This is a genomic window from Bacillus massiliigorillae (assembly GCF_000380245.2).
GTDB lineage: Bacteria > Bacillota > Bacilli > Bacillales > DSM-1321 > Bacillus_AD > Bacillus_AD massiliigorillae.
The window spans coordinates 2,451,011-2,470,173 of the sequence record NZ_HG428741.1 but is presented as its reverse complement, the minus strand read 5'-3'; the positions used below and the strand labels follow the sequence as shown (position 1 = coordinate 2,470,173).

Genomic DNA, 19,163 nt, shown 5'->3' with positions numbered 1-19,163 from the left:
CGGAGGAATATAAAACCTAGGAGGAAACAAACATGTCAGTAATTTCAATGAAACAATTGCTTGAAGCTGGTGTACACTTTGGACACCAAACTCGCCGTTGGAACCCAAAAATGAAGAAATATATCTTCATGGAGCGTAACGGTATCTACATTATCGACCTACAAAAAACAGTAAGAAAAATCGAAGAAGCTTACAACTTCGTTAAAGAAGTTGCAGCTAACGGTGGTACTGTTCTTTTCGTTGGTACTAAAAAACAAGCTCAAGATTCAGTTAAAGAAGAAGCTATCCGTGCTGGTCAATACTATGTTAACCAACGCTGGTTAGGTGGTACTTTAACAAACTTTGAAACAATTCAAAAACGTATTACGCGTCTTAAAGATATCGAAAAAATGGAAGAGAACGGAACTTTCGAAGTTCTTCCTAAAAAAGAAGTTATCAATCTTAAAAAAGAGCAAGAGCGTTTAGAAAAGTTCTTAGGCGGAATCAAAGACATGAAGGGTCTTCCAGATGCGATCTTCGTTATCGACCCTCGTAAAGAGCGTATTGCTGTTGCAGAAGCTCACAAATTAAACATCCCTCTAGTTGGTATCGTTGATACAAACTGTGATCCAGATGAAATTGATTATGTAATCCCTGCAAACGATGACGCTATTCGCGCTGTTAAACTTCTAACTGCTAAGATTGCTGATGCAATTCTTGAAACTAAACAAGGCGAAGATCTTTCAGAAGCTCCGGCTGCTGAATAATTTATAGCTTTCTAAAAAGGTGATAAGAGGATAAGGCCTTTTATCACCTTTTTTTTCAGAATGAACCGATTTAAGCTTTATGTATGAGTCTCTACGTAAGTAGGTAAAATGAACAAAGAAGTACATTTGTATTTCAAACTTAATATTGTACGAAACCAGCTATGGTTAATATAAAGTACATATAAATACAAGGAGGACATCCACAATGGCTATTACTGCACAAATGGTAAAAGAACTTCGTGAAAAAACTGGTGCTGGAATGATGGATTGTAAAAAAGCACTAACTGAAACAAATGGTGATATGGAGAAAGCAATCGATTTCTTACGTGAAAAAGGTATTGCTAAAGCTGCTAAAAAAGGCGATCGTATCGCTGCTGAAGGTTTAACTTCAATCGTTGTTGAAGGTAACCAAGCTGTTATTCTTGAAGTTAACTCTGAAACGGATTTCGTTGCGAAAAACGAAGGTTTCCAAGTATTAGTTAAAGAATTAGCTGCTCACCTTCTAGCTAACAAGCCAGCATCTGTTGAAGCTGCATTAGAGCAAACTATGGAAAATGGTACTCAAGTTGCTGAGCACATCAATGCTGCTATTGCTAAAATCGGTGAAAAATTAACTCTTCGTCGTTTCGAAGTAGTTTCAAAAACTGATGCTGATGCATTCGGTGCTTACCTTCACATGGGTGGACGTATCGGTGTATTAACAGTTCTTGAAGGCTCAACTGATGAAGCAGCTGCTAAAGATGTTGCTATGCACATTGCTGCTATCAAACCACTTTACATCTCTCGTGATGAAGTAACTCCTGAAGAAATCGAAAGAGAGCGTGAAGTATTAACTCAACAAGCTCTTAACGAAGGAAAACCTGAAAAAATCGTTGCTAAAATGGTTGAAGGTCGTCTTGGCAAATACTTCGAAGATATCTGTGTTCTTGACCAAACATTTGTTAAAAACCCAGATCAAAAAGTTGGTCAATTTGTCGCTGCTACTGGTGGTAAATTAACAAGCTTCGTACGCTTCGAAGTTGGTGAAGGTATCGAGAAACGTCAAGATAACTTCGCTGAAGAAGTAATGAGCCAAGTTAAAAAAGACTAATTAATACGCTAGGCTTTTGTTAGCAAGTCAATAGGGGACACTTAGTGTTCCCTATTTTTTGAATCAATGTTAGTGAAGTTTGATATTAACCACCTTTTCGATAAAGTGAAGGTAATAGAAAGTTGGAGGTTCTCATGAGTAACGCTAAATATAATCGTGTTGTATTGAAATTAAGCGGAGAAGCATTAGCGGGGCAAGATGGATTTGGAATTAATCCAGCTATCATTAAGTCTATCGCTGAACAAGTGAAAGAAATTGCCGAACTAGATGTTGAAGTTGCTGTTGTTGTTGGTGGCGGAAACATTTGGAGAGGGAAGATCGGAAGCGAAATGGGGATGGACCGTACGACGGCAGATTATATGGGAATGTTAGCGACAGTTATGAACTCGTTAGCATTACAAGATAGTCTTGAAAATTTAGGAATTGAAACGCGTGTACAAACATCAATCGAAATGAGACAAGTTGCTGAACCTTACATTAGAAGAAAAGCAGTCCGACACCTAGAAAAGAAACGTGTAGTCATTTTTGCCGCTGGAACAGGAAACCCATATTTCTCTACAGATACAACTGCAGCGTTAAGAGCAGCAGAAATTGAAGCCGATGTTATTCTAATGGCGAAAAATAATGTTGATGGCGTATACAATGCAGATCCTCGTAAAGATGAAAGTGCAGTGAAATATGATAATTTATCATATTTAGATGTATTAAAAGAGGGCTTAGAAGTAATGGATTCAACAGCGTCTTCTTTATGCATGGATAATGATATCCCATTAATCGTATTCTCTATAACAGAGCAAGGTAATATTAAACGTGCTGTTATGGGTGAAACAATTGGAACTACAGTGAGGGGGAAATAATATGGCTAAACAAGTAATTGCTTCTACAAAAGAAAGAATGGATAAAGCTGTTCAAGCTTTATCAAGAGAACTTGCAACTATCCGTGCAGGTCGTGCAAATGCTGCAATCCTTGATAAAGTATCAGTAGATTACTACGGTGCACCTACTCCAATTAACCAATTAGCTGGTATCTCTGTACCGGAAGCTCGCCTACTAGTTATTCAACCTTATGATAAGACAGTATTAGGTGAAATCGAAAAAGCAATTTTAAAGTCTGATCTTGGATTAAATCCTACAAACGATGGCTCTATCATTCGTATTGCTATTCCAGCATTAACGGAAGAGCGCCGTAAAGAATTAGTGAAGCTTGTGAAAAAAGAAGCTGAAGAATCGAAAGTAGCAGTTCGTAATATCCGTCGTGATGGTAATGATGATCTGAAAAAACTTGAAAAAAATAGTGAAATAACTGAAGATGAGCTACGTGGTTATTCTGAAGATATTCAAAAAGTGACTGATGCACATATTCAAAAAATTGATGATGTTGCAAAAGACAAAGAAAAAGAGATTATGTCAGTATAATTGTTTTTTTAAAAGCCCCTTTTCAAAGGGGCTTTTTTAAGCTTTAAGAACTTAGTAAAAAGCTTCAAGGATTTGATTAAAAGTGTATTTAATAATAAAATATGATAGGTATATAACCTATTTGTAAGTGAATTAATGGTTTTATTTCATAAACAATACATATGTATTTTACGATACCGATAGGATATTTTATGATTTTCTGATATTATTAAGTGAATTCACTATACTTTAACAAAGGAAGAACCTATTGGAGGACATAGATATGAAGGCAATTTGGAAGCGTTGGTTTAACAAAGATGCTTCTGCTAATATAGATGATAATAGCAAGGCCGAGCTGAAGAATTTGGACATTCCTGAACACGTTGCTATTATTATGGATGGTAATGGACGCTGGGCGAAATCGAGAATGCTACCTCGTGCCGCAGGGCATAGTGAAGGAATGAAAGTTATTCGCCGAATTACAAAGTTTGCAAATGAAGTAGGTGTTAAAGCCTTAACATTATATGCTTTTTCCACTGAGAATTGGAAGCGCCCAGAGAAAGAAGTAAATTATTTAATGAAACTGCCCGTTGAATTTCTTGATACATTTTTACCAGAGTTAATTGAGGAAAATGTTCGAGTAAATATAATGGGGGAAATAGATGGTTTACCGAACCATACAAGAGCTGCTGTAGAGAAAGCAATGAAGGATACAGCGCATAATGATGGATTATTGTTAAACTTAGCATTTAATTACGGAAGTCGTGCTGAAATGCTTCTTGGCGTTAAACAGTTGATGGAAGATGTGAAAAAAGGTAAGGTTGCTACAGATGATATAACGGAAGAACTATTCTCTTCCTATTTAATGACGGATGGGATTCGGGATCCAGATTTATTGATTCGAACAAGTGGAGAGATTAGGTTAAGTAATTTCATGCTATGGCAACTTGCATATACTGAATTTTGGTTTACAGATGTGTTGTGGCCTGATTTCACTGAAAAAGATTTTATGGAAGCTATTAAAGTATATCAAGCACGTTCAAGAAGATATGGTGGATTATAAGGTTGTACTTTGATTTTCATATATAGGAATAATGTAATACAGCTTCCCCTACGCTTAAGTTGTGAACTGTAGGGGAATACTGTCTATTCGGATAAATATTTGTGATGATAGGCAGATATAGAAGGTGAGGACTCAGAAAATTATGAAGCAACGTATAATTACAGCTGTGATTGCTGCAGCTGTTTTCTTACCGATTGTGATGTATGGAGGAATGCCTCTTACAATTTTATTATTTTTAATGGCAACAATCGGGTTACATGAATTGTTAAAGATGCATAAACTACCTGCATTATCGATTTCAAGTATTATAGGTTTTATTATGCTATGGGTTATTTTTTTACCTGCTGGTGATATGCTTAACATTGGTGAATGGAGTATTTCTAAGGCACATGCAGTTTTAATAGGGACAATTTTTCTACTAATTTGTACAGTAGTTTCAAAAAATCGTTTTACTTTTGATCAGGCTGGTTTTGTTATTGTTTCTGTTCTATATGTTGGAATGGGCTTCTTTTATATAAACGCGACAAGAGACGAAGGATTACTTTATATTTTCTTTGTGTTGTTTACATTATGGGCAACAGATTCAGGAGCGTATTTTGTAGGACGAGCGATTGGAAAGAACAAACTATGGCCAGAAATTAGTCCTAATAAGACTATTGAGGGAGCAATTGGTGGAATTGGAGCGGCGTTAATTGTTGCTTTAATATTCTCCTTTGCCACAGAAATTGATGCAACGTTGTTAAAGTTATTAATTATGGCTGTTGTTATTGCTGTTTTTGGACAGTTAGGTGATTTAGTTCAGTCTGCGTTTAAACGCCATTATGGTGTGAAAGATTCAGGGAATTTATTACCTGGACATGGTGGTATATTAGATCGAACAGATAGTTGGATTTTTGTATTTCCAATTCTTCATTTGTTTCAATTAATATAGTTTTGTGCTAGTTCGAAGCAAAAAGAAATATAGTAATAATATGAAGTTTTTTATGAAGATTGATAGGGGGAAAACAATCAGTGAAGAAAATTAGTCTTTTAGGTGCTACAGGTTCAATCGGGAGACAAACATTAGAGATTATCCGTGAGAATCGTGATTTATTTGAACTTGTAGCCTTTTCTTCAGGTACTAACATAGAATTAACAAAACAAATAATAAAAGAGTTTTCTCCTAAATTGGTTTCGGTTAAAGAAAAATCAGATTATGAAGCTTTGAAATCTGAATTTAGTAATACTTCTTTTTCTTATGGAGATGACGGTTTAGTTGAAGTTGCAGTATATCCTAGCAGCGACGTAGTTGTAAATGCTGTAATTGGAAGTGTTGGGTTATATCCAACATTAAAGGCAATCGCTGAAAAGAAAGATATTGCACTGGCTAATAAGGAAACGCTAGTTACAGCTGGTCATGTTGTAATGGAAGCTGCTAAACAACATGGTGTTCGTATACTACCAGTTGATAGTGAGCATTCAGCGATTTTTCAAGCTTTACAAGGTGAACAGGAGAAAAATATTGAGCGATTAATTATTACAGCTTCTGGTGGGAGTTTCCGAGATTATACGAGGGAACAGTTGAAAGATGTAACAGTTGATCAAGCATTAAACCATCCAAATTGGTCAATGGGTGCTAAAATAACAATAGACTCAGCTACTATGATGAATAAGGGTCTTGAAGTAATTGAAGCTCATTGGTTGTTTGATATGCCGTATGATAAAATCTCTGTGCTCATGCATAAAGAAAGTATTATTCATTCGATGATTGAGTTTCATGATGGTAGTATTATGGGGCAACTTGGAACACCGGATATGAGAGTTCCTATCTCATATGCTTTAATGTATCCTGACCGTCTGAAGAATGCTTCAAAGGATAGACTGAATTTAGCGAAAATCGCTACATTACATTTCCAAGAGATGAGTTTTACAAGATTCCCGTGTTTACAGTATGCCTATGATGCTGGTAAAGTTGGAGGTACATTACCAACAGTATTGAACGCAGCTAATGAAGTAGCGGTAGACTTGTTTTTGAAGAAGCAGATTTCATTCTTAGAAATCGAAAATTTAATTTATACAGCTATGGATCAACATCATGTTTTAAAACACCCTGATTTGGAAACAATTCAACAGGTGGATCAAGAAACAAGAGCGTTAACTAAAACGTTTGTAAAATAGAGGTGGTGAATACGTGCAAACCATACAAACCGTTGTTTCATTTATTATTATTTTCGGAACACTCGTTTTCGTCCATGAATTAGGTCATTTAATTTTCGCTAAGCGAGCTGGGATTTTATGTCGCGAGTTCGCAATAGGCTTTGGACCGAAAGTGTTTTCGTTTACAAAGAATGAAACAGTATATACAATTCGTCTGTTACCAATCGGTGGATTTGTTCGAATGGCAGGCGAAGATGTTGAAGCAGTTGAAATTAAACCTGGATATCGTGTTGGATTGAAGTTTGATCGCGATGGAAAAGTTAATAAAATTATTCTTAATAATAAGGATAAGTATCGTGATATTAAAGTCATTGAGGTTGAAGAAGTTGATTTAGAGCATAAATTGTATGTGAAAGGTTTTGAAGATGAAGAAGATCAAACGTTGCAAACGTTTGAAGTCCATCCAAAAGCTGTAGTTGTACAAGATGGTGTTGAAATGCAAATTGCACCGTATGATCGTCAATTCTCTTCTAAAACATTAGGTCAAAGAACAATGGCTATCTTTGCAGGACCGATGATGAATTTTGTCTTAGCCATTGTGATATTTATGGTTATGGCAGCAATCCAAGGTGTTGTAACAGATGAAGCGAAGTTAGGTAAGCTTACAGAAGACGGTGCAGCAATAAGTGCTGGTCTGAAAGCGAATGATGAAGTTCAAGCTATTAATGGCTCAGAAGTTTCTTCTTGGCAAGATGTTCAGCAAGAAATTCAAAAGCATCCGGGTAAAGAGATTGAATTTGTCGTTGAACGTGAAGGTAAGACACTTGAAATCCCTGTAACACCAAAAGAAGTTGAACGTGATGGCAAAATGCTTGGGGTAATTGGTGTGTATCCTCCGACTGAGAAGTCTATAACTGGTGTTCTTGCGTATGGATTTACTGAAACGTATTTTTGGACAAAGCAAATATTTACACTGCTAGGTGATTTAATTACAGGCCAATTTGATATTGATATGTTATCAGGACCTGTAGGTATATACGTATCAACTGAAGAGGTAGCTAAATCAGGTTTGATTTACTTATTGAAATGGGCAGGGGTATTGAGTATTAACCTTGGAATTATGAACTTGCTTCCGATTCCTGCTTTAGATGGTGGACGACTTGCTTTCTTCGCAGTTGAAGCAGTGAGGGGTAAACCTCTTGATAAGCAAAAAGAAGGAATGGTTCATTTTATCGGTTTTGCTTTATTAATGTTACTTATGCTCGTTGTTACTTGGAACGATATTCAAAGATTTTTTCTTTAAATAATAATGTAGTGTGGTAAAATGAAAAAAGTGGGGGCGAAGGGATAATTAAGCTTTGCTTCTACTTTTTTTACGTATATAATGGGATATTATAAATTTTACTAATAATTTCAGATTAGAAGCTAGTTGAAGAGGTGCAAAAATGAAACAATCAAAAATGTTTATTCCTACGTTAAGGGAAGTTCCAGCTGATGCGGAAGTAACAAGTCACCGCTTGTTATTAAGAGCAGGATATATGCGTCAGACTTCTAGTGGTGTATATAGCTACTTACCTTTAGGAAAAAAAGTATTAAAGAAAATTGAAGAAATCGTTAGAGAAGAAATGGACAACACTGGTGCAAATGAAATTCTAATGCCAACTTTACAGCAAGCTGAATTATGGCAGGAATCAGAGCGTTGGTTCTCTTATGGTCCAGAATTAATGCGTATGAGAGATCGTCATAATCGTGAATTCGCATTAGGACCAACTCATGAAGAAGTGGTAACTAGTCTTGTAAGAGATGAATTAGCGTCTTATAAAAAATTACCATTAACTCTTTATCAAATCCAAACAAAATTCCGTGATGAAAAGCGTCCACGCTTCGGATTACTTCGTGGTCGTGAATTCATTATGAAAGATGCGTATTCTTTCCATGCGAACCAAGAAAGCTTGGATGAAGTTTATGAAGATTTATTCCAAGCTTACAGCAATGTATTTAGTCGTTGTGGCTTAAACTTCAGAGCGGTTATTGCTGACTCAGGTGCAATGGGTGGTAAAGATACGCATGAATTCATGGTGCTTTCAGAAATTGGAGAAGATACAATCGCATATAGTGATTCTTCTGATTATGCTGCTAATATTGAAATGGCTCCAGTAGTTGCAACTTACGAAAAAAGTTCAGAAGCACAAAAAGAACTTGAAAAAGTATCAACTCCTGATCAAAAGAGCATTGAGGATATTTCTTCATTCTTAAATGTAGACGCTACTGCTTGCATTAAATCATTACTATTTAAAGTGGATGATAAATTCGTATTAGTACTAGTTCGTGGCGACCACGAAGTAAATGATATAAAAGTGAAAAATTTACTTGAAGCAACAATCGTAGAATTAGCTACTCCGGAAGAAACAGCTGAAGTATTAGGCTGTGAAGTTGGTTCACTTGGACCAATTAATGTGAAGAATGTTGAAGTAATCGCTGATCATGCAGTTGCAAGCATTGTAAATGGTGTTTGTGGTGCAAATGAAAAAGATTATCATTTTGTGAATGTAAATCCTGATCGTGACTTTGAAGTTTCGCAATATGCTGATATTCGTTTCATTCAAGAAGGTGATGCTTCTCCTTGTGGCAATGGTACAATTAAATTTGCAATGGGTATTGAAGTTGGTCATGTATTTAAATTAGGAACTCGTTATAGTGAGTCAATGGGTGCTAACTTCTTAGATGAAAACGGTAAGAGCAAGCCAATGATTATGGGCTGCTACGGTATCGGTGTGTCTAGAACATTAGCTGCATCTGCTGAACAATATAATGATGAAAAAGGTTTAGTATGGCCAAAACAATTAGCACCATTCCATGTTCACTTAATTCCTGTAAACATGAAAAATGAAGAGCAAGCAACATTAGGAAATGAATTATATGCATCATTAAAAGCTAAAGGCTTTGATGTGTTGATTGACGACCGTAATGAGCGTGCTGGCGTTAAGTTCAACGATTCTGATTTAATGGGTCTACCTGTACGTGTAACAGTTGGTAAGAAAGCTTCTGAAGGTATTGTAGAAGTGAAAAATCGTAAAACAGGTGATTCAGCAGAAGTTCATGTAGATCAATTGGTAGAAACTATTAATGAAATTTTAGGTTAATTATATGCAAACAAAAAGGCGCTTTTTGAGTGCCTTTTTGTTTGCACTATTTTCGAAAATGATAGGGTATTATATGTTATAATAACGTCTGATTATTTATTTAAGGGGGGAGCGTAGTTGGATCAAAATCCACAGCAAGGAAGAGAGAAATTTCAGCTCTTACTCCAACAACTACAATTAACAGAAGATGCGATTGTATCTTATTTTTCAAATGCGGAAATAACAAAATTATTTATAGAACGTTCTACTAAAAGATGGCACTTTCATTTTTTATTGGATCAAATTATTCCATGTAATGTTCAAACGAGATTTTCGGCACAACTTGTAAAGACATTTTCACATATTGCTGATGTTACGTACAATATGTCAGTGCGTAATCAGCAGGTTACTGAAGAGTTGATTAAAGATTATTGGACAAGTTGTTTAGCGGAATTAGATGGAACATCTCCGGCATTATTATCATTATTAAATGAGCAAACACCTAAGGTTGTGGGACATAAACTGATTGTAAATGCACGAAATGAAGCTGAAGCGGGTCAATTGAAAAATAAGTATTCGCAAAAGATTTCAGAGGTTTATGAAACGTATGGGTTTCCTACGTTAACTTTAGATACAGAAATTTCGGCTTCTAATGAAGAATATTCGAAGTTCCTAGAGCAAAAACAAAAAGAAGATGCAGAAAAAGCGATGGCTGCGGTGGTTGAAATGCAGAAACAAGCAGCTGAAAGTACATCTTCACCAGATGTTCCAGAAGGTCCAATTAAAATTGGTTATACGATTAAAGATGATGCTGATTTCAAACGCATGGAAGAAATCGTGGATGAAGAACGTAGGATTGCAGTTGAAGGTTATATTTTCTTTGCTGAAACGAAAGAACTACGTAGTGGACGTACACTATTAACCTTTAAGATGACTGATTATACTAGTTCTATTATGGTTAAGATGTTCTCTCGTGATAAAGAGGATGCAGCAATTCTAGGAGCAGTAAAAAAAGGTATGTGGGTCCGTGCACAAGGTAGCATTCAAAATGATACGTTTGTTCGAGACTTAGTAATGATTGCAAATGACATAAATGAAATGAAAGCACCTGCAAGAATTGATAAAGCAGAAGAAAAACGTGTTGAACTTCATTTGCATACACCGATGAGTCAAATGGATGCGGTAAGCTCTGTTTCATCACTTGTTGCTCAAGCCGCTAAATGGGGACATAAAGCGGTGGCGATTACAGACCATGCTGTTGCTCAATCATTTCCTGAGGCATTTGGAGCTGGGAAGAAAAATGATATTAAAATTATTTATGGTATTGAAGCGAACCTTGTTAATGATGGCGTACCGATTGCATATAATTCTGCGCATCGTTTGCTCGAGGATGACACTTATGTAGTTTTCGACGTTGAAACGACAGGTCTTTCAGCTGTTTACGATACAATTATTGAGTTGGCTGCTGTTAAAATAAAGGATGGGGAAATCATTGATACATTTGAATCGTTTGCAAATCCTCATCATCCACTTTCAGCAACAACAATTGATTTAACAGGAATAACGGATGATATGGTTCAGGATGCTCCTGAAGTAGCAGAAGTGTTGAAGCGTTTTAAAGATTGGGCAGATAATGATATTCTCGTAGCCCATAATGCAAGCTTCGATATGGGCTTCTTGAATGTTGGTTATAAAAAGATTGGCTTTGATAAAGCCTCAAATCCAGTTATTGATACATTGGAATTAGGACGATTTTTGTATCCAGAATTAAAGAATCATCGATTAAATACATTAGCGAAAAAATTCGATATTAATTTAACCCAACATCACCGTGCGATTTATGATGCTGAAGCAACAGGACATCTATTGATAAAAATGGTCAAGGATGCGATGGAGAAGGGTATTCTTTATCATGATGAATTCAATGAACATATGGGTGAAGGTAAAGCATACCAGCGTTCAAGACCATATCATTGCACGTTGCTTGCCAAGAATGATGTGGGCTTGAAAAACTTATTTAAGTTGATTTCTTTATCTCATATTTCATATTTTTATCGTGTTCCACGAATTCCACGATCTGTGCTTGAAAAGCATCGAGAAGGTATTATTGTAGGGTCTGCTTGTGATAAAGGTGAAGTTTTTGAAGGTATGATGCAAAAAGCTCCTGATGAAGTAGAGAGTATCGCGGAGTTCTATGATTATTTCGAAGTAATGCCACCTGAAGTGTATGCTCATTTAATTGAATTGGAATATGTGCGTGATGAAAGATCTTTGGAAAGTATTATCGGTAATATTGTGAAACTGGGGAAAAAGATGGGTAAACCTGTCGTTGCAACAGGAAATGTGCATTACTTAAACCCGAATGATAAGATTTATCGCAAAATACTAGTAAGCTCACAAGGTGGAGCGAATCCTTTAAATCGACATAAACTACCGAATGTTCATTTTAGAACGACGGATGAAATGCTGAAATGTTTTGATTTCTTAGGTGCTGAAGTAGCGAAGGAAATTGTTGTTGATAACTCTAACTTAATAGCTGATGAAATTGATGTCATTAAGCCAATTAAGGATGATTTGTACACACCTAAAATTCCTGGATCAGATGAAGAAATGCGAAGTATGAGCTATGATATGGCTCGGAGTATTTATGGAGATGATTTACCTGAGATAGTTGAAGCAAGGCTTGAAAAAGAATTAAAAAGTATCATCGGGCATGGATTTGCCGTTATTTATTTGATTTCTCACAAACTGGTTAAAAAATCATTGAACGATGGATATTTAGTAGGTTCTCGTGGATCGGTTGGTTCATCTTTTGTTGCGACAATGACGGAAATTACCGAGGTAAATCCGCTACCTCCGCATTACGTATGCCCAAAATGTAAGCTTTCAGAGTTCTTTAATGACGGTTCTGTTGGTTCTGGGTTCGATTTACCTGATAAAGATTGCCCAAATTGCGGAATAGCCTTTAAAAAGGATGGACATGATATACCTTTCGAAACGTTCCTTGGATTTAAAGGGGATAAGGTACCTGATATCGATTTGAACTTCTCTGGTGAATATCAACCACAAGCGCATAACTATACGAAGGTGCTATTTGGTGATGAGTATGTATATCGTGCGGGAACAATTGGTACTGTTGCTGAGAAAACAGCTTATGGTTACGTGAAGGGTTATGCTTCTGATCATAATTTACACATTCGAGCAGCGGAGGTTGATCGATTAGTAGCGGGTTGTACAGGTGTTAAACGAACAACGGGCCAGCATCCAGGTGGAATTATTGTTGTGCCTGATTATATGGATATTTACGATTTTTCGCCAATACAATTTCCTGCTGATAGCCAAAGTGCTGAGTGGAAAACAACACATTTCGACTTCCACTCCATTCATGATAACTTGTTAAAACTGGATATACTTGGGCACGATGATCCAACTGTTATCCGTATGCTTCAAGATTTAAGTGGTATTGACCCGAAGACAATCCCAACAGATGATCCAGAGGTTATGAAAATTTTTAGCGGTACAGAATCGTTAGGTGTAACTGAAGAGCAAATAATGTGTAAAACAGGAACGCTCGGTATTCCAGAGTTTGGTACACGATTTGTTCGTCAAATGCTTGAAGATACGAAACCGACAACATTCTCTGAGCTTGTTCAGATTTCAGGTCTTTCACATGGTACTGATGTTTGGTTAGGAAATGCACAGGAACTGATTCATAATAATATTTGTAACTTAAGTGAAGTAATTGGTTGTCGTGATGATATTATGGTTTATTTAATTTACCAAGGATTAGATCCATCACTAGCGTTTAAAATTATGGAATCGGTTCGTAAAGGTAAAGGTTTATCAGAAGAATTTGAAGAGGAAATGCGCAAGAATGAAGTGCCTGAATGGTATATAGACTCATGTAAAAAGATTAAGTACATGTTCCCGAAAGCCCATGCGGCTGCTTACGTCTTAATGGCTGTTCGTATTGCATATTTTAAAGTTCATCATGCTCTGCTTTACTATGCAGCATATTTTACCGTTCGTGCGGATGATTTTGATATTGAAGCTATGGCTAGAGGTTCGATGGCAATCCGAGCAAAAGTTGATGAAATTAATGCTAAAGGATTGGATGCATCACCTAAGGAAAAAAACACGTTAACAGTTTTAGAGCTTGCTCTTGAAATGTGTGAACGCGGATATTCTTTCCAAAGGGTAGATCTTTATAAATCACAAGCGTCTGAATTTATTATTGAAGGAAACACACTTATTCCGCCATTCAATTCTGTTCCAGGACTCGGAACAAACGTAGCGATTGCTATTGTGAATGCTAGAAGTGAAGGGGAGTTCCTTTCTAAAGAAGATTTACAAAAACGAGGAAAAGTATCAAAAACGATAATTGAATATCTGGATAAGCAAGGCACATTAGAGGCACTTCCAGATCAAAACCAGTTATCACTTTTTTAAGATTAAAGGTTGAATTTGTCGTTGTTTTGTCAAGTGTAATATCTTCAATAAGCGGAAGGGCGTTTGCATAAAGATTTCTTTTATGGTATATTTTTAGATAAGAATTACTTAAGAAGAGACACAGGCCAAGAGTGGGGAAACCCACTCTTTCGTATTGTATCGATATATTTTTTTCAAAAAGCAAAGATATTGGAGTATGAATAACTTTCTTCGAGAAAACTAACTAGAGCATACGAAGGTACTTTACATAAGGTGCAAGTAATCATTATTGTAAATGGTAATACACCTATCAACCACTTTACGGGAATATACATCTCTAATTAGTTGGAGGTTGTATTCCTCATTTGAGCGGGTATAGTAAGTCTGTTAAGTAAAATTGCTTAAATTGATAGGAGGGATTTATTTGAGTCAAAAAGTTACTGATCTTGTAGCAGAGCTTTTAACTGATATATTAGAAAAACATCAATTAGAATTAGTTGATGTGGAATATGTTAAAGAAGGTAAGAACTGGTTCCTTCGAGTGTTTATTGATAAAGATGCAGGCGTAGATATTGAAGAATGTAGCGTAGTTAGTGAACAATTGAGTGAGAAACTAGACGAAACTGATCCTATTCCACATGTGTATTTCTTGGAAGTATCATCGCCAGGTGCTGAGCGACCGTTGAAAAATGAAAAAGATTTTCTTAAATCAATCGGTAAACATGTGAATGTTAAAACGTATGAGCCGATTGAAGGTAGCAAAGAGTTTGAAGGTACTATGCTTTCATATGATCCAACTGAAATTAAATTATCTATAAAGATTAAAACAAGAACAAAAGAAATTACAATACCTACTGAAAAAGTAGCAAAAGCACGACTTGCTGTTACTTTTTCATAATGATAAAAGAAAATGTTGTAAGGGGGATTAACAGATGAGCAGTGAATTATTAGATGCTCTGATTCTCTTAGAAAAGGAAAAAGGTATTTCAAGAGATGTATTAGTAGAAGCAATTGAGGCTGCACTTGTATCAGCCTATAAACGTAACTTTAACCAAGCACAAAACGTGCGCGTTGACTTAAACCTTGGTAGAGGAACTATGCGAGTATTAGCTCGAAAAGACGTTGTAGATGAGGTATTTGATTCTCGTCTAGAGATCTCTGTAGAGGATGCTCGAAGAATTAATCCGAACTATGTGGTTGAAGATGTAGTAGAATTAGAAGTAACACCTAAAGATTTTGGTCGTATTGCGGCTCAAACTGCTAAACAAGTGGTTACACAACGTGTTCGTGAAGCAGAAAGAGGTATTATTTATTCTGAATTTATCGACCGTGAAGAAGATATCATGAATGGTATCGTTCAACGCGTTGATTCACGTTATATTTATGTAAGCCTTGGTAAAATTGAAGCATTGCTACCAGCAAGTGAGCAAATGCCGAATGAACAATACAAGCCACATGATCGCATTAAAGTATTTATTACAAAAGTTGAAAAAACATCAAAAGGACCTCAAATTTTCGTTTCTAGAACACATCCTGGTTTGTTAAAACGTCTTTTTGAAACAGAGGTACCTGAAATTTTTGATGGAACAGTTGAAATTAAATCTGTTGCTCGTGAAGCAGGAGATCGTTCAAAAATCTCTGTAAGTACAGATATTCCAAATGTTGATCCAGTTGGTGCTTGTGTAGGGCAGAAAGGTCAACGCGTTCAAGTGATTGTGAATGAATTAAAAGGTGAAAAAATTGACATTGTTAAATGGTCAGAAGATCCTGTTGAATTCGTTGCCAATGCACTTAGCCCGTCAAAAGTGTTAGAAGTTATTGTCAACAAAGAGGAAAAAGCAACAACAGTTATTGTGCCTGATTACCAATTATCTTTAGCGATTGGTAAGCGTGGACAAAACGCTCGACTTGCTGCGAAATTAACGAATTGGAAAATCGATATTAAGAGTGAAAGCGATGCAAGAGAAGCAGGTATTTATCCTGTTCAAGCTGAGGAATCATTACTTAATGACGAAGAAGACTTTTTAAGCGGGCACGATGAAGATGATGCTTTATTAAGTCAAGCAAGCATTGATGATAGTTATGATGATTTATATAACGACGATGAAGATATCAATTAATTGAGGTGATAACTATGTCAAGTCGTAAAAAGATACCATTACGTAAATGTGTTGCTTCCGGCGAAATGAAGCCTAAAAAAGAAATGATTCGCATCGTTCGTTCGAAAGAAGGAGAGGTTTCCATCGACCCTACTGGTAAGAAATCAGGGCGTGGAGCATATATTTCTTTGAACAAAGAAGCCATTTTATCAGCACAGAAAAAGGATGTTTTATCCCGACATCTAGACGCGGCAGTCGATCCTAGCCTATATGAAGATTTACTTCAACTCGTGGAAAAGGAGAAGTAATAAGCAGATGAATCAACCACCATGGGCATCGTTTTTAGGTTTAGCATATAGAGCAAGGAAAGTTATAACTGGAGAAGAACTTGTTATAAGAGAAGTGCGAAGCGGTAAAGCCAAATTGGTTCTATTATCGAGTGATGCTTCTAGCAATACCGAGAAAAAGATAACCGATAAATGCAGTTATTATAACGTTCCTCTAGTGAGAGTAGAAAATAGAGAACAGCTTGGCAATGCCATTGGTAAAGATGCGCGTGTTGTCATTGCAATCCTTGATGAAGGATTTGCCAAAAAGCTGAGAACGTTGGTGCATTAATTTATACGGGGGTGAACGTATGAGTAAAGTACGTGTGTATGAATACGCAAAGAAGTACAATGTATCAAGTAAAGAGATAATTGAAAAGCTAAAAGAAATGAATATAGAGGTAACTAATCATATGGCCACAATCGAAGATCCTACAGTAAAAAAATTAGATCAAGCATATAATAAAAAGCCTAATCAAGGGCAAAAAACAGCTACAAATACTAATGATGATACTCCTATTGAGAATAAATACGAAGATCGTCATGACGAAAATAGTGTAAGTAAGCAAAAGTTAAAGAAAAAAGCACCAATTGGACAGAATAAGAAACCTGGACAAAGTGGTCAAACGCCATTTAACAAAAATAAACGAAAAAATGGCAAAAGAAATAATCAAAATACAAATAAAGCTCCACAAATGCATACACCAAGAAAAGAAAAAGAACTACCAGAAAAAATTACGTTTTCTGAGTCTTTAACAGTTGGTGAATTGGCTAAGAAATTACATCGTGAACCATCTGAAATCATTAAAAAACTTTTCTTATTAGGTGTAATGGCTACAATTAACCAAAGCTTAGATAAAGATGCTATTGAGCTAATTTGTACTGAGTATGGTGTAGAAGTAGAAGAAGAAATCATCATCGATAAAACAGACTTAGAAGCATACACTGCAAGTGAAGAAGATGCTGCTCCAAACACAGATGAGCGTCCGGCTGTTGTTACAATTATGGGTCACGTTGACCATGGAAAAACAACACTTCTTGATTCTATTCGTAACACGAAAGTAACTGAAGGCGAGGCTGGTGGAATCACTCAGCATATCGGTGCTTACCAAGTTGAAGTTAACGATAAGAAGATTACATTCCTTGATACACCTGGTCACGCAGCTTTCACTACAATGCGTGCTCGTGGTGCTAAAGTGACGGATATTGCTATTATCGTAGTTGCAGCTGATGACGGTGTAATGCCACAAACAGTTGAAGCGATTAACCATGCGAAAGCGGCAGAAGTGCCAATCATTATCGCTGTTAACAAAATGGATAAAGAAGCAGCAAATCCAGATCGCGTAATGCAAGAATTAACGGAGCATGGCTTAGTACCTGAAGCTTGGGGTGGAGATACAATCTTCGTTCCAATGTCAGCGAAAAAAGGTGAAGGAATCGATGAATTACTTGAAATGATTCTACTTGTAAGTGAAGTAGAAGAATTCAAAGCAAATCCTAATAAGCTTGCAACAGGTTCTGTTATTGAAGCTCAGTTAGATAAAGGTCGTGGAGCAGTTGCTACATTACTAGTTCAAAACGGTACACTTCGCATAGGTGACCCAATCGTTGTAGGTAGCACATTTGGTCGTGTTCGTGCAATGGTTAATGATATTGGTCGTCGTGTAAAAGAAGCAGCTCCATCAACTCCTGTTGAAATTACAGGTTTGAATGAAGTACCTCAAGCTGGTGACTTATTTGTTGTCTTTAAAGATGAAAAAACAGCTCGCCAAGTTGGGGAAGCTCGTCTGCAACAGCATGTTCAATCACAACGTAGTGAAAAAGCGGTTGTAACGCTTGATAACCTATTCGAACAAATGAAGCAAGGCGAAGTGAAAGAAATTAACCTAATCGTGAAAGCAGACGTACAAGGTTCTGCTGAAGCGTTAGCAGCTTCTCTTCAAAAAATTGATGTGGAAGGTGTTAAAGTTAAAATCATTCACATCGGTGTAGGTGCAATCACTGAGTCTGATATCGTACTTGCAACAGCATCAAATGCAATCGTAATCGGATTCAACGTTCGTCCAGATGTCAATGCAAAACGTGCAGCTGAGTCTGAACAGGTTGATGTTCGCTTATATAGCATTATATATAAAGTTATCGAAGAAATTGAGTCAGCAATGAAAGGTATGCTTGATCCAGAATTCGAAGAGAAGGTTATCGGACAAGCAGAAGTACGTACAACTTTCAAAGTATCTAAAGTGGGTACAATTGCAGGTTCATACGTAATCGACGGTAAAATCACTCGCGATAGCGGTGTTCGTGTAATCCGTCAAGGTGTTGTTGTATACGAAGGCGAAATCGATGCTTTAAAACGATTTAAAGATGACGCAAAAGAAGTTGCCCAAGGTTATGAATGTGGTATTACGGTTAAGAACTACAATGACATTAAAGAAGGCGACATTATTGAAGCGTACGTAATGGTGGAAATTGAACGTAAGTGATAGTTTGCGTTGAATTTGAAGCTATCATTTATGATGCGCATTCATTAAAAGAAAAAAGGGCAGTTTTACAGCGTATTTTAACAAGACTTCAACAAAAATATAATGTAGCTGTTGCGGAAGTTGATTATCAAGATTTGTGGCAACGTACGAAGATTGCTGTTGTCACAGTTTCTTCTTCCCATATTGCATCAGAGAAAGAACTACAACGTGCTTTAAAGTTGGTAGATTCTTTTCCAGAGATAGAACGTACTATAACAGATATACAATGGCTGTAA

16 protein-coding genes are annotated in these 19,163 nt (G+C 36.5%); all 16 read left to right on the top strand.

Annotated features, from left to right (window positions below):
• Positions 1–32 precede the first annotated feature (32 nt).
• The 16 genes from rpsB (at position 33) to TX86_RS11270 (ending at position 19,163) form a co-directional block, all read left to right on the top strand.
• Complete coding sequence (rpsB, locus tag TX86_RS11345) at positions 33–746, top strand: 30S ribosomal protein S2 (RefSeq protein ID WP_042348882.1); 714 nt, start codon at positions 33–35, stop codon at positions 744–746.
• A 205-nt stretch (positions 747–951) separates the two neighbouring features.
• Positions 952–1,836: a translation elongation factor Ts gene (gene tsf / locus TX86_RS11340; protein WP_042348880.1), complete on the top strand. Its 885-nt coding sequence runs from the start codon at positions 952–954 to the stop codon at positions 1,834–1,836.
• A 134-nt stretch (positions 1,837–1,970) separates the two neighbouring features.
• Complete coding sequence (gene pyrH, locus TX86_RS11335; RefSeq protein ID WP_042348878.1) at positions 1,971–2,693, top strand: UMP kinase; 723 nt, start codon at positions 1,971–1,973, stop codon at positions 2,691–2,693.
• A 1-nt stretch (position 2,694) separates the two neighbouring features.
• Positions 2,695–3,252 carry a ribosome recycling factor gene (frr, locus tag TX86_RS11330; RefSeq protein WP_042348876.1) on the top strand — a complete coding sequence of 186 codons (558 nt, stop codon included), beginning with the start codon at positions 2,695–2,697 and terminating at the stop codon, positions 3,250–3,252.
• A 262-nt stretch (positions 3,253–3,514) separates the two neighbouring features.
• Positions 3,515–4,294, top strand: coding sequence for an undecaprenyl pyrophosphate synthase (uppS, locus tag TX86_RS11325; protein ID WP_042348874.1), 780 nt, complete (start codon positions 3,515–3,517; stop codon positions 4,292–4,294).
• Positions 4,295–4,436: 142 nt separating this feature from the next.
• Complete coding sequence (locus TX86_RS11320; RefSeq protein WP_042348873.1) at positions 4,437–5,225, top strand: phosphatidate cytidylyltransferase; 789 nt, start codon at positions 4,437–4,439, stop codon at positions 5,223–5,225.
• 80 nt (positions 5,226–5,305) lie between these two features.
• Positions 5,306–6,451: a 1-deoxy-D-xylulose-5-phosphate reductoisomerase gene (locus TX86_RS11315; RefSeq protein WP_042348872.1), complete on the top strand. Its 1,146-nt coding sequence runs from the start codon at positions 5,306–5,308 to the stop codon at positions 6,449–6,451.
• 22 nt (positions 6,452–6,473) lie between these two features.
• Positions 6,474–7,733: an RIP metalloprotease RseP gene (gene rseP / locus TX86_RS11310; RefSeq protein WP_042350421.1), complete on the top strand. Its 1,260-nt coding sequence runs from the start codon at positions 6,474–6,476 to the stop codon at positions 7,731–7,733.
• A gap of 142 nt (positions 7,734–7,875) precedes the next feature.
• Positions 7,876–9,573: a proline--tRNA ligase gene (locus TX86_RS11305; protein WP_042348871.1), complete on the top strand. Its 1,698-nt coding sequence runs from the start codon at positions 7,876–7,878 to the stop codon at positions 9,571–9,573.
• Between the two features lie 117 nt (positions 9,574–9,690).
• Positions 9,691–14,001 carry a PolC-type DNA polymerase III gene (locus TX86_RS11300; RefSeq protein ID WP_042348869.1) on the top strand — a complete coding sequence of 1,437 codons (4,311 nt, stop codon included), beginning with the start codon at positions 9,691–9,693 and terminating at the stop codon, positions 13,999–14,001.
• Positions 14,002–14,404: 403 nt separating this feature from the next.
• Positions 14,405–14,878 (top strand): ribosome maturation factor RimP, encoded by a 474-nt coding sequence (rimP, locus tag TX86_RS11295; RefSeq protein WP_042348867.1) that lies wholly within the window; start codon positions 14,405–14,407, stop codon positions 14,876–14,878.
• 34 nt (positions 14,879–14,912) lie between these two features.
• A complete protein-coding gene (gene nusA / locus TX86_RS11290; protein ID WP_042348866.1) occupies positions 14,913–16,100 on the top strand; it encodes a transcription termination factor NusA in 1,188 nt (395 codons plus the stop codon).
• Positions 16,101–16,114: 14 nt separating this feature from the next.
• The gene (gene rnpM, locus TX86_RS11285; RefSeq protein WP_042348863.1) at positions 16,115–16,387 is read left to right on the top strand and encodes an RNase P modulator RnpM; all 273 of its coding nucleotides are present in this window, start codon (positions 16,115–16,117) and stop codon (positions 16,385–16,387) included.
• A 7-nt stretch (positions 16,388–16,394) separates the two neighbouring features.
• The gene (locus TX86_RS11280) at positions 16,395–16,697 is read left to right on the top strand and encodes a YlxQ family RNA-binding protein (RefSeq protein WP_042348862.1); all 303 of its coding nucleotides are present in this window, start codon (positions 16,395–16,397) and stop codon (positions 16,695–16,697) included.
• Between the two features lie 19 nt (positions 16,698–16,716).
• Complete coding sequence (gene infB, locus TX86_RS11275) at positions 16,717–18,888, top strand: translation initiation factor IF-2 (protein ID WP_042348861.1); 2,172 nt, start codon at positions 16,717–16,719, stop codon at positions 18,886–18,888.
• Positions 18,885–19,163 carry a DUF503 domain-containing protein gene (locus TX86_RS11270; RefSeq protein WP_042348858.1) on the top strand — a complete coding sequence of 93 codons (279 nt, stop codon included), beginning with the start codon at positions 18,885–18,887 and terminating at the stop codon, positions 19,161–19,163. Before infB ends, TX86_RS11270 begins: the two co-directional genes overlap by 4 nt.

Coding starts and splice junctions, on each gene's coding strand:
- pyrH (WP_042348878.1), top strand. CDS start 1,971: ATGAGTAACGCTAAATATAATCGTGTTGTATTGAAATTAAGCGGAGAA.
- tsf (WP_042348880.1), top strand. CDS start 952: ATGGCTATTACTGCACAAATGGTAAAAGAACTTCGTGAAAAAACTGGT.
- frr (WP_042348876.1), top strand. CDS start 2,695: ATGGCTAAACAAGTAATTGCTTCTACAAAAGAAAGAATGGATAAAGCT.
- uppS (WP_042348874.1), top strand. CDS start 3,515: ATGAAGGCAATTTGGAAGCGTTGGTTTAACAAAGATGCTTCTGCTAAT.
- rnpM (WP_042348863.1), top strand. CDS start 16,115: ATGTCAAGTCGTAAAAAGATACCATTACGTAAATGTGTTGCTTCCGGC.
- nusA (WP_042348866.1), top strand. CDS start 14,913: ATGAGCAGTGAATTATTAGATGCTCTGATTCTCTTAGAAAAGGAAAAA.
- TX86_RS11320 (WP_042348873.1), top strand. CDS start 4,437: ATGAAGCAACGTATAATTACAGCTGTGATTGCTGCAGCTGTTTTCTTA.
- TX86_RS11305 (WP_042348871.1), top strand. CDS start 7,876: ATGAAACAATCAAAAATGTTTATTCCTACGTTAAGGGAAGTTCCAGCT.
- TX86_RS11280 (WP_042348862.1), top strand. CDS start 16,395: ATGAATCAACCACCATGGGCATCGTTTTTAGGTTTAGCATATAGAGCA.
- infB (WP_042348861.1), top strand. CDS start 16,717: ATGAGTAAAGTACGTGTGTATGAATACGCAAAGAAGTACAATGTATCA.
- rpsB (WP_042348882.1), top strand. CDS start 33: ATGTCAGTAATTTCAATGAAACAATTGCTTGAAGCTGGTGTACACTTT.